This window comes from Mucilaginibacter sp. (assembly GCF_039207105.1).
Classification (GTDB): Bacteria; Bacteroidota; Bacteroidia; order Sphingobacteriales; family Sphingobacteriaceae; genus Mucilaginibacter.
The window spans coordinates 1-14291 of the sequence record NZ_JBCECK010000128.1 but is presented as its reverse complement, the minus strand read 5'-3'; the positions used below and the strand labels follow the sequence as shown (position 1 = coordinate 14291).

Annotated in this window: 12 protein-coding genes, 1 tRNA gene and 1 pseudogene; 9 read left to right on the top strand and 5 right to left on the bottom strand. The window is 42.4% G+C overall.

What is annotated here, in order from left to right:
• Nucleotides 1-184 precede the first annotated feature (184 nt).
• Nucleotides 185-295, bottom strand: a tRNA-Asp gene (locus AAGC65_RS19930).
• Nucleotides 296-446: 151 nt separating this feature from the next.
• On the opposite strand from AAGC65_RS19930, the gene AAGC65_RS19925 reads away from it, so the two are divergent.
• On the top strand, nt 447-923 hold the full coding sequence (locus tag AAGC65_RS19925) for an Lrp/AsnC ligand binding domain-containing protein (RefSeq protein WP_076373882.1): 477 nt from the start codon (nt 447-449) through the stop codon (nt 921-923).
• A 64-nt stretch (nt 924-987) separates the two neighbouring features.
• Here AAGC65_RS19925 and AAGC65_RS19920 read toward each other — a convergent pair whose 3' ends face one another.
• The 3 genes from AAGC65_RS19920 to AAGC65_RS19910 all read right to left on the bottom strand — a co-directional run bounded on the left by AAGC65_RS19920 (nt 988) and on the right by AAGC65_RS19910 (nt 6601).
• On the bottom strand, nt 988-3252 hold the full coding sequence (locus tag AAGC65_RS19920; RefSeq protein WP_343114218.1) for a Tex family protein: 2265 nt from the start codon (nt 3250-3252) through the stop codon (nt 988-990).
• 290 nt (nt 3253-3542) lie between these two features.
• On the bottom strand, nt 3543-4313 hold the full coding sequence (locus AAGC65_RS19915) for a GDSL-type esterase/lipase family protein (RefSeq protein ID WP_343114217.1): 771 nt from the start codon (nt 4311-4313) through the stop codon (nt 3543-3545).
• 167 nt (nt 4314-4480) lie between these two features.
• Nucleotides 4481-6601: a prolyl oligopeptidase family serine peptidase gene (locus AAGC65_RS19910; RefSeq protein ID WP_343114216.1), complete on the bottom strand. Its 2121-nt coding sequence runs from the start codon at nt 6599-6601 to the stop codon at nt 4481-4483.
• A gap of 344 nt (nt 6602-6945) precedes the next feature.
• Here AAGC65_RS19910 and AAGC65_RS19905 point away from each other — a divergent pair, with 344 nt between their 5' ends.
• Entirely contained in the window at nt 6946-7701 is a 756-nt protein-coding gene (locus AAGC65_RS19905; RefSeq protein ID WP_343114215.1) for a hypothetical protein, read from the top strand.
• Nucleotides 7702-7772: 71 nt separating this feature from the next.
• On the opposite strand, the gene AAGC65_RS19900 is transcribed toward AAGC65_RS19905, so the two are convergent.
• Nucleotides 7773-8117, bottom strand: a complete 345-nt coding sequence (locus AAGC65_RS19900; RefSeq protein WP_343114214.1) for a hypothetical protein — start codon at nt 8115-8117, stop codon at nt 7773-7775.
• Nucleotides 8118-8295: 178 nt separating this feature from the next.
• Between AAGC65_RS19900 and AAGC65_RS19895 the strand changes: the two genes are divergently transcribed.
• The 7 genes and pseudogenes from AAGC65_RS19895 to AAGC65_RS19865 all read left to right on the top strand — a co-directional run.
• Entirely contained in the window at nt 8296-9069 is a 774-nt protein-coding gene (locus AAGC65_RS19895) for a UDP-2,3-diacylglucosamine diphosphatase (protein WP_343114213.1), read from the top strand.
• A gap of 171 nt (nt 9070-9240) precedes the next feature.
• Nucleotides 9241-10314: a peptide chain release factor 1 gene (gene prfA, locus AAGC65_RS19890; protein WP_343114212.1), complete on the top strand. Its 1074-nt coding sequence runs from the start codon at nt 9241-9243 to the stop codon at nt 10312-10314.
• 281 nt (nt 10315-10595) lie between these two features.
• Nucleotides 10596-11543, top strand: a complete 948-nt coding sequence (locus tag AAGC65_RS19885) for an FAD:protein FMN transferase (protein WP_343114211.1) — start codon at nt 10596-10598, stop codon at nt 11541-11543.
• Between the two features lie 177 nt (nt 11544-11720).
• Complete coding sequence (locus AAGC65_RS19880) at nt 11721-12056, top strand: hypothetical protein (protein ID WP_343114210.1); 336 nt, start codon at nt 11721-11723, stop codon at nt 12054-12056.
• Between the two features lie 30 nt (nt 12057-12086).
• On the top strand, nt 12087-12962 hold the full coding sequence (locus AAGC65_RS19875) for a hypothetical protein (RefSeq protein WP_343114209.1): 876 nt from the start codon (nt 12087-12089) through the stop codon (nt 12960-12962).
• Nucleotides 12963-12968: 6 nt separating this feature from the next.
• A complete protein-coding gene (locus AAGC65_RS19870; RefSeq protein WP_343114208.1) occupies nt 12969-13652 on the top strand; it encodes a response regulator transcription factor in 684 nt (227 codons plus the stop codon).
• Between the two features lie 3 nt (nt 13653-13655).
• A pseudogene (locus AAGC65_RS19865) lies at nt 13656-14291 on the top strand (sensor histidine kinase); the annotation flags it as partial.

Below are 14291 nucleotides of genomic sequence, written 5' to 3'. Positions count from 1 at the left end.
GGGCCTTTACTAACCAATTATAAACCTAAATTATGAGAAGAGCTGTAGGAGAAGGAGTCGAACCTTCACGGAGTGGTTATTTTTATTGCTAAAAGTTTCCCAATTTCTCCGCCACCGCGACAAGGAGGTGTGTCTGCCAAAAATTTCACCATCCTACAGTATTGTATCCTGAGCCTTCAGGATGCTGTTGGGGAAGGATTCGAACCTCCACAGAGTGGTTAGCCCTTGCGGGTTTCCCATGATCTCCGCCACCGGGACAAGGAGGTGTGTCTGCCAAAAATTTCACCACCCAACATTGTTTTTAATTTAAAGAACGATAGGCATTTGTCAATTGCTTGATACAAATTTAATAGACCTATCAATTCCTTGCAAATATTTCAACAAAAATATTTTATTTTTATTCAAATTTTAATTAAACTTGTATTTCAATATAGATATTCAAATTTATGTCCCACAGAAAAGCTCAAAATTTAGAAATTGATAATCTTGATATCCAGATTTTATCAATATTGATGAAGAATGCTACCACTCCGTACACCGAGATAGCTAAGGAGTTGATAGTTTCTGGCGGAACCATACACGTGAGAATGAAAAAGTTGGAAGAGATGGGTGTAATAAAAGGAGCCAGCCTGGAAGTAGATCCTCAGAAGTTAGGATATGACATTACAGCATTCCTGGGTATATACCTTGAAAAGGGTTCTCAGTACAACGAAGCGGTTAAACAATTGAAAACTATTAAAGAAATTGTTGAACTACATTACACAACCGGCGAGTGGAGTATTTTTGCCAAAATTGTTTGTCATGATACTACTCACCTGCGCGAAGTATTAAACGAACAGATACAAGGCGTTAAAGGTATACAACGCACTGAAACTTTCATTTCACTGGAAGAAAGCATCAGAAGACAGATTACTTTAGAATAAACCTTTACCAGAAATAAGAATAAGGGGCTGTCACCCTTTTTAATATTGAATGACAGCCGTTCCCCTACTTAAACTTATTCTTTAAAGCAGCCAATTTTATAGCTATATCCGTTTCCTGTTGTTGTTCGGGCCTTTTGCCGTACGCGGGTTTATTGCCGGCAGGCCGTCTGTCGTCGCTTCTTTTTTGTTGCGGGGCAGCTTTTTCATTGTCTTTCATTGTTAAGGCAATGCGCTTGCGGTTTACGTCAACTTCGGTAACGGTAACTTCTACCTTTTGATGTACTTTGAGTACCTCATTGGGGTCTTTAATGTATCGGTTGGTGATCTGACTCAGGTGTACCAACCCATCCTGGTGTACGCCAATATCAACAAATGCACCAAAGTTGGTGATATTGGTTACTATGCCCGGCAACTTCATACCTACCTTTAAATCGCCAATGGCATTTACCCCTTCGGTAAAGCTAAAGGCTTCAAACTGCTCACGCGGGTCGCGGCCTGGCTTGGCCAATTCGGCCATAATATCGTTCAGCGTTGGTAAACCCACGGTTTCTGATGTATATTTTTGCAGCGGAATGCTTTTGCGCAGCGGCGCATTGCTCATCAGATCCTTCACCGTACAGTTCATATCCTTGGCTATTTGCTCCAGCAAGCCATAACGTTCCGGGTGTACCGCGCTTGAATCAAGCGGGTTTTCGGCTTGGTGGATACGCAAAAATCCTGCCGCCTGCTCAAAGGCTTTTTCACCCAGGCGGGGTACTTTTTTCAGTTGGTCGCGGCGCTTAAAGGCACCGTTCTGATCACGGTACTCCACAATATTTTGCGCCAACTGCGGCCCTAAGCCCGACACATAGGCCAATATTTGTTTAGATGCCGTGTTTAACTCAACCCCTACCGCGTTTACGCAACTCATTACAGTATCATCCAAAGAAGTTTGCAGTTTGTTTTGATCCACATCGTGCTGGTACTGCCCTACTCCAATTGATTTCGGGTCGATCTTTACCAGTTCGGCTAACGGATCCATCAGCCTTCTGCCTATAGATACTGCACCTCTTACGGTAATATCCTTATCCGGAAATTCTTCCCGGGCTACTTCAGATGCCGAGTAGATAGAAGCACCGCTTTCGTTCACCATTACAATTACTACACCCGGTAAATTCAGGTTGCGCACAAATACCTCCGTTTCGCGGCCCGCTGTACCATTGCCTATGGCAATGGCTTCAATCTTATATCTTTCAAATAAATGCTGAACAGTTTTTTCAGCTTCCCTTGCCTGGCCCGCACCGGTATGCGGATAAATGGCAGTGTTTTCCAGCAACTTTCCCTGCTCATCTAAACAAACCAGCTTGCAACCTGTACGGAAACCCGGATCAATGGCCATAACACGTTTTTGGCCCAGTGGTGCACTTAGTAAAAGCTGGCGCGCGTTCTCCGCAAATACACGGATAGCTTCTTCGTCGGCTTTCTTTTTAGTAAACAGGCGCACCTCGGTTTCCATTGATGGTTTGAGCAAGCGTTTATAGCCATCAGCAATAGCCTGCTTCACCTGATCGGCGGCTGAATTATTCCCTTTTACAAAAGTATCTTCCAATATAACAATAGCCTCTTCTTCTTCGGGCTTAATATCCAACCATAAAATTTCCTCCTTTTCGCCGCGGCGCATAGCCAGTATACGGTGAGATGGTGCCGATTTTACAGGCTCCTGCCAGTCGAAATAATCCTTATACTTAATACCGGCCTCTTCCTTGCCATCAACCACTTTTGATTGAAAAGTACCTTTTTCAATAAACAGCTCCCGGATACGGGTACGTACCTCGGCATTTTCGCTGATGGTTTCGGCAATGATATCCCTTGCACCGGCCAGTGCTTCTTCTACACTATTAACGCCTTTTTCGGCATCAATATAAATCGCGGCCTCAGTTGCTGGATCAATTTTGTTTTGCTCCAGCAGCAAGTCAGCCAGTGGCTGCAGGCCTTTTTCGCGGGCGGTGGTAGCACGGGTTTTGCGTTTTGGGCGATAAGGCAGATAAATATCTTCCAGTACCACCATCGTTTCGGCCTCGTTGATCTGTTTTTCCAGTTCGGGCGTAAGTTTGCCCATATCGGTAAGCGATTTTAGGATGGCTTCCCGGCGTTTATCCAGATCGCGCAGCTGTTGTATACGGTCGCGGATCTCGGTTACCTGTACTTCATCAAGCGTACCGGTAACCTCCTTACGGTAACGAGAAATGAACGGAACGGTTGCACCTTCGTCAAGCAATTCCACAGTGGCACTCACCTGTTTTTCGGCAATGGTAAGCTCCTGGGCTATTTTTTTATAATGAGATATCATATTTCACAAATTCGGAATGCGAAGTTGGGTACTCTCGGGCTAAAAAGCAAAAATGGTTTGTAAAAAGAATGGACACGCGCGTCGTCATGCCGAATTTATTTCGGCATCCCATATGCAGGCTTAAACCAAGCTTGAGAGATCCTGAAACAAGTTCATGATGACGTTGAGCGTTGAAAGGGGCGATGTACCGTCATGCCGAATTTATTTCGGCATCCCATATGCAGGCTTAAACCAAGCTTGAGGGATCCTGAAACAAGTTCAGGATGACGTTGAGGGTTTTGGGTTGAATATTAAAAATTAGACTTCACCACGCGCTCAATAGCCTTGCCCCAAAATTCTCCAAGTGAAACAGCCCCAGTCTTATTAGGATGCAGATAAAATGTACCCTGTTTGCCATTCTCAGCAATGAGTTCAGTCTGATGATTTTTTTCAAAATAGTCGAATGCTTTTTTATCACCAACAAAAACATGTTTAGGATTGGCGGCGGCATAAGCACCAGCCAGACTATCCAATTTGGGTACATAGCTTTGCAGCCTTGATAAACCCTCCTGTAAATACATGGAGCCGTTATAAGTATTCGGGCTGTACCAAATGGGGTGCTCAAAAATAATAATAGCCTTCGGAAAATCGGCCAGTAGTTTATCGGTAATGGTCTTTACGTTTTGAATATAATTATCAGGCGATACCGGTGCGCCGTGCGGGCCATGAATAGCGCTATCGTTAGTACCCAGCTTCACTGAAAATACCAGCAGGGCATTTTTATCAGCAAAGGCATTGGCAGCATCTTCAACTTTGGCAAAGGTTTTACCACCCGGCAAAAAATCAAGAGTGGTGTAGCCGCTATGGCCCTGGTTGCTAAACTCAATCGTACCTAAGTCCTTTTGCTTGCGCATCCAGGCAATAGCTGTTGCTGGCGGCGCCTCGGTAGCTGGGTCACTTAACTGAACGCCCTGCGTTATGCTGTCGCCTATAAACACCACGTTTACATTGGGTTTCTTAACTCCGATAATGGCTGCTGAAACATTACACAGCAACAACACAACGATGAATAGATATTTCATAACTTATTTAATAAATTCGCTTAGCATATTTCTTGTCATTCAGGCGATTGCGAGGAAATTTATACATACTTCTGAGGATTTGTATGCCCCATAAAGTTTCTTTTTTCGTACAACTACGCACACCGCTTCCGGCTCTACCGAATAACGGCTTATAAAAAGCAATTATCTTACCACTTTATACCCATATTCCAAAACATGAATGCCCATTTATCAACCTGACCGCTAATTACTTGCGCGGTTGATTGCCCTGCCCCATGCCCTGCCTTGGTTTCAATACGTATTAATGTGGGAGCCGGGCCTTGCTGGTACTCCTGCAGGCGTGCACCAAATTTAAAAGAATGGGCAGGCACCACACGGTCGTCATGATCGGCAGTGGTAACCATTGTGGCCGGATATTGTTGCGGTTTTAAAGCATGATACGGTGAGTAGTTGTAAAGGTACTTAAACATGTCCTCAGAATCTTCGGCCGTACCATAATCATAGCTCCAGCCCGCGCCAGCGGTAAATTTGTTGTAGCGCAGCATATCCATTACCCCTACGGCCGGGAAAGCTACCTTAAACAGATCGGGACGCTGGGTGAGCATAGCCCCGATAAGCAGACCACCGTTTGAACCACCCGAAATAGCCAACTTTTCTTTTGAGGTATACTTATTTTTGATCAGGTATTCGGCAGCGGCAATAAAATCATCAAACACATTTTGCTTTTTCATTTTAATGCCTTTGCGGTGCCAGGTCTCCCCGTATTCGCCACCGCCGCGTAAGTTAGGCACGGCATAAATGCCGCCATGCTCAAGCAAAATAATGTTTGATGTACTGAAAGCTGGTGTTAAACTTACGCCGAAACCGCCGTAAGCATATAGCAGCGTTGGGTTGTCGCTGTTAAGCACGGTACCTTTTTTGTAGGTAATGATCATGGGCACCCGGGTTTTATCTTTCGAGGTATAAAACACCTGTTTCGATTCGTACTGCTCCGGATCAAACTTTACACCCGATTTTTTATACACGGTTGATTGTCCGCTGGCAATATCCAACTTAAAAATAGTTGGCGGATACACGTAATTGGTAAAGGTATAATAGGTTTCCTTTTCTTCTTTTTTGGTACCAAACCCAGAGGCCGTACCTACCGATGGCAGGGGGATGGTGCGCTCCAGTTTGCCGTTCATATCGTACTGCTGTACAAATGAAGTGGCATCCTTCAGGTATTCGGCAAAAATTTTACCGCCACCAGTGCTTGCTGTCAGTACATCTTTAGTCTCCGGTATCAGATTTTTCCAGTGTGTTACGGTTGGGGTAGCGGCATCTACCGTAACAATTTTAAAGTTGGGTGAATAAATGTTGGTGAGTATATACAGCTTACTGCCCACATTATCCAGCACAATATGTTCGTTATCAAAATTATCAACCGCATTAACAATAATGCTGTTGGGTTTGCTGAGATCCTGTATGTACAATTCGTTCCCCGTTGTCGAAGTCGCTGCCGAGATCACCAGGAAGCGTTCATCTTCGGTAAGGTGCGCGCCAATATAGCGGCGCGGTGTTTTATCGCCACCAAAAATAAGTTTATCGGTACTTTGCGGCGTACCCAACTGGTGATAATACAGTTTATGATATTGGGTCATTCCGGATAGCTGACTGCCTGCCTGCGGCTTATCATAACTGCTGTAATAAAAACCGTCGGTACCTTTCCAGGCTATACCGCTAAATTTAATATCGGTCAGGGTATCGCCAACTACGCTTTTATCCTCCGTTTTTATAACGATCACCTTACGCCAGTCGGAGCCGCCTTCTGATATCTGGTAGGCCGCCAGTTCGCCGTTATGGGTAAAATCGATACCCTGCAAAGAGGTGGTACCATCGGCAGAGAATTTATTGGGATCTAAAAATACTTCGGGCGTCCCGTTATCGCCTAACTGCCGGTACAAAACCGACTGGCTTTGCAGGCCATCGTTCTTATAAAAATAAGTGTATTTACCTTCCTTAAACGGCGCGCTGTATTTTTCGTAATTCCATAACGTTTCTAACTGCTTGCGCATTTCGTCGCGGTACGGGATCTGGCCGAGGTAGTTTTGGGTTACTTTGTTTTCTTCCTTTACCCATGCTTTGGTGTCATCTGCCTGATCATCTTCAAGCCAGCGATATGGGTCGGGCACCTGGGTGCCAAAATAAGTATCAACAACGTCTGTTTTTTTAGCTTGAGGATATGGGAGTGTTTTTATGCTCATCTGTTGTGCCTGGGTATAACTATAACTTAAAACTGCGAATGCAAATAAACAAGTAGTTTTTTTCATATTGGTTTTTAGCTTACAGGGGAACTAAAGATAGGATTTGACTATGAGGCCATCAATACCTTATCTATAATAAAGGTTAAAAGTTGTTAATTTTGCCTGTTCCTGCTGTTTAATTGAGCCGGGCATCCTATATTAGCCCCCGATTATGAAAAACAAGCATTAGCTAAAGTTCGGAACAACTAATTCCGGATATTTGGCCGATGGTACCGGTGTAATTATTTATTTACAATAGATTTTATATCAGACCGCATATTATTGATAATAATGCTTTTTTTTACACGTTTGCTAACCGAATAACAGGTGTAAGCGGCAAACTTATATTTATTAGTAGTATAATTTACAACATGAAACAAACCTTTACATTACTTACAGCATCTTTATTTATGCTGATTGCGCTTAACTCCAAAGCTCAGGATGCAGCAGATACTGATGGCGATGCACCTGCAAAGCTTAAAAGCTATATAGGTATATTTGGTGGGCAATCAAGAGCTTTAAGTGATTTTAAAAGTACCGACTACAGTAACCCAAAAGCCGGCTTTGCAAAAAATGGTTTTATAATGGGCATTGATGGTGCCGTATATTTTTACAAGCACTTTGCTATTGGTTACACCGTATCAAAACAAGATCAGGGCAATTTAACTATTGACGATGATCAAATCATTTCACAGGGTTATACTGATGATTTTAAGGCCGATGGTTCAACCGTTACTGCTGATAAACGCTACAGAAGCTACAACGTTTTGTTAGGCCCCCAATACACTTTTGTATACCACCGTTTAAGGTTTGATCTGCGTGCATCTGCCGGTGTTATTAAAAGCACCGCTACCCCAAGTATAGCTGTTTCTATTCAGGGTGTTAAAGCACAAACAGATGTATTTACCCAGGAAAGTTCAAAAGGAACCGCATTGGCCTATGGAGGCAGCGCGGCCATACGTTTTGATATGGGCAGTGGCTGGGACCTGATGCTTAAAGGAAACTACATTAACTCCAAAGGACCAAACATTGCTACCACCGGCCGTACCAGCAACCTGGGCCGTATTGTAACCAAACAACCTATAACCGAAGGCCAGATAGTATTTGGCCTGGTAAAAGAATTTTAATTATAATACACGGCGGCTTTATTTGCCCGTATGAAAGAGCCAGGCGGTGTTACCAGCCTGGCTCTTTTGTTTTAGTGCACTTCTAATTGTTCAGGCTTATCGGCAACCACTTCTGGCTGATCTTTAAACATCACGAAAAGTCCGGTTACGCAAACCTGCTTACCCTTGATATGATCCAGATCAAGCTTTGTTTTATTACCCTTTACCGCAATAGTATATTTTTGCCGCGGATAGGCCGCCCCCATATTAAGCAAAGTAAGGGTATCGCTCACTGTTTTCATGGAGTAAACGGTATCACATAATGTACCTGTTTTACCCAGGTTAGTTTTAAAATCGGCAGCACTAAACTTTTGCTGGGCATTTGCGGCACCTGCAAAGCCAAATAGCATCAAAGCTGGAAGTAATATTTTCATCATGAATTATGTGTTAAAGTGAGGCAATTATTGCCGGTAAGTTGTTGATTAAAAGAACAGTTTGTGTCAAATAAATTCAAATATACCGGGTTAGTGTTTATTAATTGTTAAATACGTATACTTAACACCTGTGCGCTATAAGCGTTTTTTCCTTTCATGGTTTAAATGTATTTTTGCCCATATGCCAGTCCGCAACAAACTTTACTTCGCATCTGATTTTCATTTGGGTACAGGCGGCTTTGCCGATAGCCGCAAACGCGAAGACAGGATAGTACGCTGGCTTGACAGCATTAAAACAGATGCAGCCGAATTGTTTTTAATGGGCGACGTTTTTGACTTCTGGTTTGAATACAAAACGGTAGTCCCCAAAGGCTACATCCGCTTTTTAGGCAAACTGGCCGAACTTACCGATGCTGGCGTAAAACTTTATCTATTTAAGGGCAACCACGATATGTGGATGTTTGATTACTTTGAAAAGGAACTCGGTGCAACCATCGTGAGCAATGATTTGAAGATAGAACGCGGCGGCAAAAAATTCTTTCTGCACCACGGCGACGGGCTCGGGCCGGGCGATAATTTTTATAAAGTATTAAAAAACTTTTTCCGCAGCGGCTTTTGCCAATGGCTTTTTGCACGGGTGCACCCTAACCTGGGTGTGGGGGTAGCCAATTACTGGTCGACCAATAGCCGCCTCAGCAACCAGAAAAAAGAAAACCCAAAACCAGGTGAACAAGAATGGCTCGTAACTTTTTGCCGGGAAGAATTGCAAACAAACTTTTACGATTTTCTTGTTTTTGGCCATCGCCATTTACCGTTGGATATACAGCTAAACCCCAACAGCCGCTATATTAACCTGGGCGAATGGGTAAACTATAATACCTATGCCGAATTTGACGGCACAACGCTATCCTTAAAGACTTTTGAATCAGAAAATAGCGTAAAAACTACCCCTTAAGCGTTCAGCATCAGCCCTTAATTACTTACAATAGGGTGAACTAACTATGGCCAAAAATGTGTACTTTTGTGCGCTTTTTGCAGCAAAGGTACAAACCGACCGAAACGTAGACGTTTTCTTAACCGGCTAATCATTATAATTAAAACTGCAAATAGCTATTGAATATAGTATATGTTAGAGAAATTAGAACTGATATTTCAACGCTGGAAAACTGTAGAAGCGGAATTGAGCAATCCTGAGGTAATGCAGGATATGAAACGTTTTGCCCAGTTAAATAAGGAGTATAAAGATCTTGCCAAGATTGTTGACGAGTATAATATATACCGTAACGTCATGAGCAATATTGACAGCAATAAAGAGATCCTGGCTACCGAAAAAGACGAGGAATTTCGTGAAATGGCCAAAACTGAGCTGGATGAACTGTTGGTAAAACAGGATGAAATGGAAGAAGCCATTCGTTTGATGCTGATCCCTAAAGATCCGGAAGATAGCAAAAATGCCATAGTAGAGATCCGTGGCGGTACCGGTGGTGATGAAGCGGCTTTATTTGCCGGCGATCTATACCGCATGTACATGCGCTACTGTGAAAGACGCGGCTGGAGAACCGAACTGGTTGATTATACCGAGGGTACAAGTGGCGGCTACAAAGAGATCGTATTTAACGTAAATGCCGAAGACGCTTACGGAACTTTAAAATATGAATCGGGTGTACACCGTGTACAACGTGTACCTGATACCGAAACTCAGGGCCGTGTGCATACTTCTGCGGCTTCTGTAGTAGTATTACCCGAGGTTGATGAGTTTGATATCGACCTGCAGGTTAGCGACATTCGTAAAGACCTTTTCTGTGCCTCAGGGCCAGGTGGTCAGTCGGTAAATACTACCTACTCTGCTGTTAGGTTAACCCACATCCCTACAGGTATTGTTGCCCAATGCCAGGATCAAAAATCGCAATTAAAAAACTACGACAAGGCTTTACAGGTATTACGTTCAAGGGTTTATGAAATGGAGTTACAAAAACACCTGGAAGAAACCTCTAAAAAACGTAAAACAATGGTATCAACCGGCGATAGGTCGGCCAAGGTACGCACCTACAACTACCCGCAGGGCCGTTTAACAGAGCATCGCATCGGGCTTACTATTTATAACCTTCCGGGCGTATTAAATGGCGATTTACAGGAAATACTGGAATCATTACAGTTTGCAGAAAACGCCGAGAAGCTAAAAGAAGGAACTGTAGTTTAAAAATATTAAATCTTGCAAAAAATGCCGGACTTGTTTCGGCATTTTTCATTTAAGCGCATTACAAGCCTCCTTTAGCCTATAATCAACTGTAATCCAATTGTTAAAAAATGCTAAATCCGGGGCATTACAGTAATGGCAATTCCTTTTTCATCTTAATTTCATATAAGCCCGCTACTTTAGTTTTTGTAGAGTAACGCTGTAGCATTTTTACAAATGCTTTCGTAATGCGTATAGTACATTATATAACTGTTACTTTTTTTGACAATAATTAAATTCTACTTATGCTGGCTATAAAAACTTTAACCAATAATTTAACCACTTTCAGGCGTAGTGTACGCTTAATGGGTGATAAATTTGAAATTAGTGTAGTAGGGAACAATCCCTTACTGGCCGATGAACAGATTGATATTGCCATTAATGAAATTAACCGGGTTGACAGGTTGTTATCTACCTTTAGCGAAGACAGTAACATTAACCGAATCAACCGTAATGCAGGCATTGAACCTGTAAAAGTTAGTGGTGAGGTTTTCAGGCTCATCGACAGAGCCCTGCAAATATCGGAACTTACTCATGGCGCTTTTGATATCACTTATTTTGCCGGTACAGGTTACACAGGTGATGATGCCGCACTGGCTACCAATGCCGATGTTAAGATAGCACCATCGCCGGTAATGGTTACCAATTACAAAAGTGTGATAATTGATTCCGCCAAACAAACCATATTCTTAAAAGAAAAAGGAATGCGCATTGGCTTTGGTGCCAATAGCCGTGGTTACGCTGCCGATAGAGCAAAATATGTTTTACAAATGAACGGCGTGAGCAGTGGTGTTATTAATGCAGGTGGCGATCTGCTTACCTGGGGCACACAACCTAATCTGAAATCCTGGACGGTTGCCGCTGCCGATCCTGAAAAAGCAGATGAGCCATTTGCTCATTTAAACATCAGCGATATGGCTTTTGCTACCTCGGTAAATGCCGAAAAATATACCAGCATCAGCAATAATGAGTTTGTAAACGTAGTAACGGCTAAAAAAGGATTTCCGGTAAGTGAAATTACCAGCGTAAGTATTATCAGCCCAACCGCCGAACTATCTGATGCAATGGCCTCGCCAATAATCAATATAGGTGTTAACGCGGGTTTATACTTAATAAATCAACTGAACCAAATAGCTTGTATCATTATTGACGATCAGAACCGTATTTACACGTCAAAGGACGTTAATATCTGATCTGCTGCTATTGTACTACTATAATTTTATACCTGCAAATCACTAATCATTTACTTTGATGTTTTATGCTCTAAATATCAAGGTAAATGATACTTTTATAAGCAGTACCCCAACCCTGGGTTTAACTGTTGAAATTGACCGATATTTGAAAATAATTTTAAGTTTTTCTTCCTCTCAATGATAAAGTGGTTTGCGTATATTGTTCTGTTATTAATATTTGCACCAACCTTATTATTAGCCGGCATTAAAAATGGTGGCACTGCGTCTGTTTACAACACAACCAGCACCAGCTATTCGCATACCTATAAGGTGGTGTTAAAAGATACCGTATTAGCAAAAAAACAGGACGAAAAGAACAAAATTAAAGAGGTAGCAAAGCCCAAAAAGCAAACAAAGCCCGAAAAGGTTGACGATTCAGGAGCGCCGGTAACAACCAAGCCAAAAACCAAAAGACAGCGCCGGCCCGAAGGTTTGGAACGCCCGCCGGAGATACCCAGACGAAATAGCAATTAAACAGGTTGATAAACAATTTACCAATTATTGATGAAGTACATTTGCTTACTTTTTTTTATTACCGTTAGTAATACCCTGTATGCCGCAGGCATTGACCGGAGCTTTTTTGCTGATACCGGCAAGAAAATGACGGCCGATACAGACAGTGTGATCAGGAAAAGATCGGTTTCTGTAGGGGTAAGTTATGGCAGCGACGCACTCTTTTTTGGTCGTACAGGGCCAATTAAGTATCCCTTTTTCACCGGCGATGCCATTTACAATTTTAAATCGGGCGTATTTGTCTATGGCTCGGTATTAAAAGTTTTAGGTTATGCCCCGGTTGATGAGGTTGATTTGGGTGGCGGATATTTTTATAAACTTTCCAAATCATTTTCGGGCGCGGCCAGCTATACCCGGTTCATTTTCAACAAAAACGCCAATGTTATTAAGTCGGCATCATCAAATGATATCAACTGGAAAAACTCATACGATTGGGGCCTGCTTAAAACCAGTGTAATAGTTGACTACCTGTTCGGCAAATCAAACGATTTTTTTACCACCATCAGCAATTCAAAATACTTTGAAAGCAGCTGGAGTATATTTGATGATAAGGATTACCTTTCCTTTACACCATCATTTAATATGATTCTGGGTACGCAGAACTTTGTACAGCGTTATGAAACAGATCACCATTATCAATATGTATTGCCACCCAGCGTTATAGAACATCTTAACCTGGAGGCCGCCCGCAGAAACAGGCGATTTAACATACTGAATTACAGCTTTAAGATCCCCGTAGCTTACAACAGGCCACACTACACGCTGGAAGCTTCATGGCGTTATTCGATACCTGTTAACGTGGAGGGCACGCTTGAAAACAGGCGCGAATCGTTTTTTAACTTTACATTTTACTACCTTTTTTATTAACAGCGTATGAACGTGTTGATCATTGAAGACGAAAAAGCACTTGCACAGGAACTGGAGATATTCCTTACCAATTATAATTACATATGCGATGTGTGCTTTGACGGTGTATCGGCCTCAGAAAAAATAGCTGTTAATTTATACGATTTTATTTTGATTGATCTGGGGTTGCCCGATTATGACGGCCTGGACCTGCTTAAAGAAGTAAAAAAAATGGATTCGGAAGCGGCCTGTATTATATTAACGGCCCGTACCGAGATCACCGACAGGATTAAAGGTCTTGATCTGGGAGCCGACGATTACCTGCCTAAACCCTTTTCATTACTTGAGCTGCAAAGCCGTATGCAGGCCATCATACGCCGCAAATTTGGTGTAAAAAACAACATCATCGAATTAGGTGGTTTTGTGATCGATTTAACTAATCGTACTATATCCTACCAAAATGACGTTGTAAATACCATCACCAAAAAAGAATTTGACCTGATAGCGTATTTAATTTTGCATAAGAACAGAACTTTAACGCGCATGCAATTGAGCGAACATATTTGGGGCAGTGTTGTAAACGATGATTATGACTCCAACTATATTGACGCGCACATTAAAAATATACGAAAAAAATTAAATGCCTTTGCCCCGCCCGACTGGCTCGAAACCGTAAGAGGCCTTGGATATAAAATAAAGATCAACGCTTAAGTATTGAGACTAAGAACAAAACTTACGCTTTTTAACGCCATATCAAAACTGGTTATCGTGGTACTATTTGTACTGCTGGTACCCGTATTGATCAATAATATCAGCAGCAATTATGTTGATAGCAAACTCATCAAGCAAAAAAACAAGCTGCTGCAGATAGTTAAAAACCGGGGCATTGAAACTTATATCGAAAACGGCGAAGGCTATGGCAGTTACCTGCCGTTAAAAGAAGAATTCATCAGTCTGGATGAGGTTGCGCCCGGCTCCTTTTCAGATACCATTGAGCTCGGCAAGCGTATGTTTAGTGAGGGTGATACACTGGAATACCGTATATTAAGTCACACATTTAAGGTTAAAAATAAAACCTACCTCCTGGAGATAGGCAAAAGTGTAGATACGCTCGACGAAACCAGCGTTCCGCTGCAAAATATCGCCTTTCAGGTGTTGCTCGGTATGATACTGCTAACCATTCTGGCCGATCAGTTTTACTCCAATTATGTATTGAAACCGCTTAGGCTGATCATCAAAACAAAACTTGTTGGGCAAAAGTTTCCAAACTTCAGTTCCTATCGTAAGGTGCGTACAACCACAACCGATTTTGAATATCTGGATATCAGCATACACAAAATGGTAGAAACC

What these genes read in the sequence shown, in the direction of transcription:
- prfA (WP_343114212.1), top strand. Translation starts at nt 9,241, where the DNA reads ATGTTAGAGAAATTAGAACTGATATTTCAACGCTGGAAAACTGTAGAA.
- AAGC65_RS19870 (WP_343114208.1), top strand. Translation starts at nt 12,969, where the DNA reads ATGAACGTGTTGATCATTGAAGACGAAAAAGCACTTGCACAGGAACTG.
- AAGC65_RS19900 (WP_343114214.1), bottom strand. Translation starts at nt 8,117, where the DNA reads ATGATGAAAATATTACTTCCAGCTTTGATGCTATTTGGCTTTGCAGGT.
- AAGC65_RS19915 (WP_343114217.1), bottom strand. Translation starts at nt 4,313, where the DNA reads ATGAAATATCTATTCATCGTTGTGTTGTTGCTGTGTAATGTTTCAGCA.
- AAGC65_RS19920 (WP_343114218.1), bottom strand. Translation starts at nt 3,252, where the DNA reads ATGATATCTCATTATAAAAAAATAGCCCAGGAGCTTACCATTGCCGAA.
- AAGC65_RS19910 (WP_343114216.1), bottom strand. Translation starts at nt 6,601, where the DNA reads ATGAAAAAAACTACTTGTTTATTTGCATTCGCAGTTTTAAGTTATAGT.
- AAGC65_RS19885 (WP_343114211.1), top strand. Translation starts at nt 10,596, where the DNA reads ATGCTGGCTATAAAAACTTTAACCAATAATTTAACCACTTTCAGGCGT.
- AAGC65_RS19875 (WP_343114209.1), top strand. Translation starts at nt 12,087, where the DNA reads ATGAAGTACATTTGCTTACTTTTTTTTATTACCGTTAGTAATACCCTG.
- AAGC65_RS19905 (WP_343114215.1), top strand. Translation starts at nt 6,946, where the DNA reads ATGAAACAAACCTTTACATTACTTACAGCATCTTTATTTATGCTGATT.
- AAGC65_RS19925 (WP_076373882.1), top strand. Translation starts at nt 447, where the DNA reads ATGTCCCACAGAAAAGCTCAAAATTTAGAAATTGATAATCTTGATATC.
- AAGC65_RS19895 (WP_343114213.1), top strand. Translation starts at nt 8,296, where the DNA reads ATGCCAGTCCGCAACAAACTTTACTTCGCATCTGATTTTCATTTGGGT.
- AAGC65_RS19880 (WP_343114210.1), top strand. Translation starts at nt 11,721, where the DNA reads ATGATAAAGTGGTTTGCGTATATTGTTCTGTTATTAATATTTGCACCA.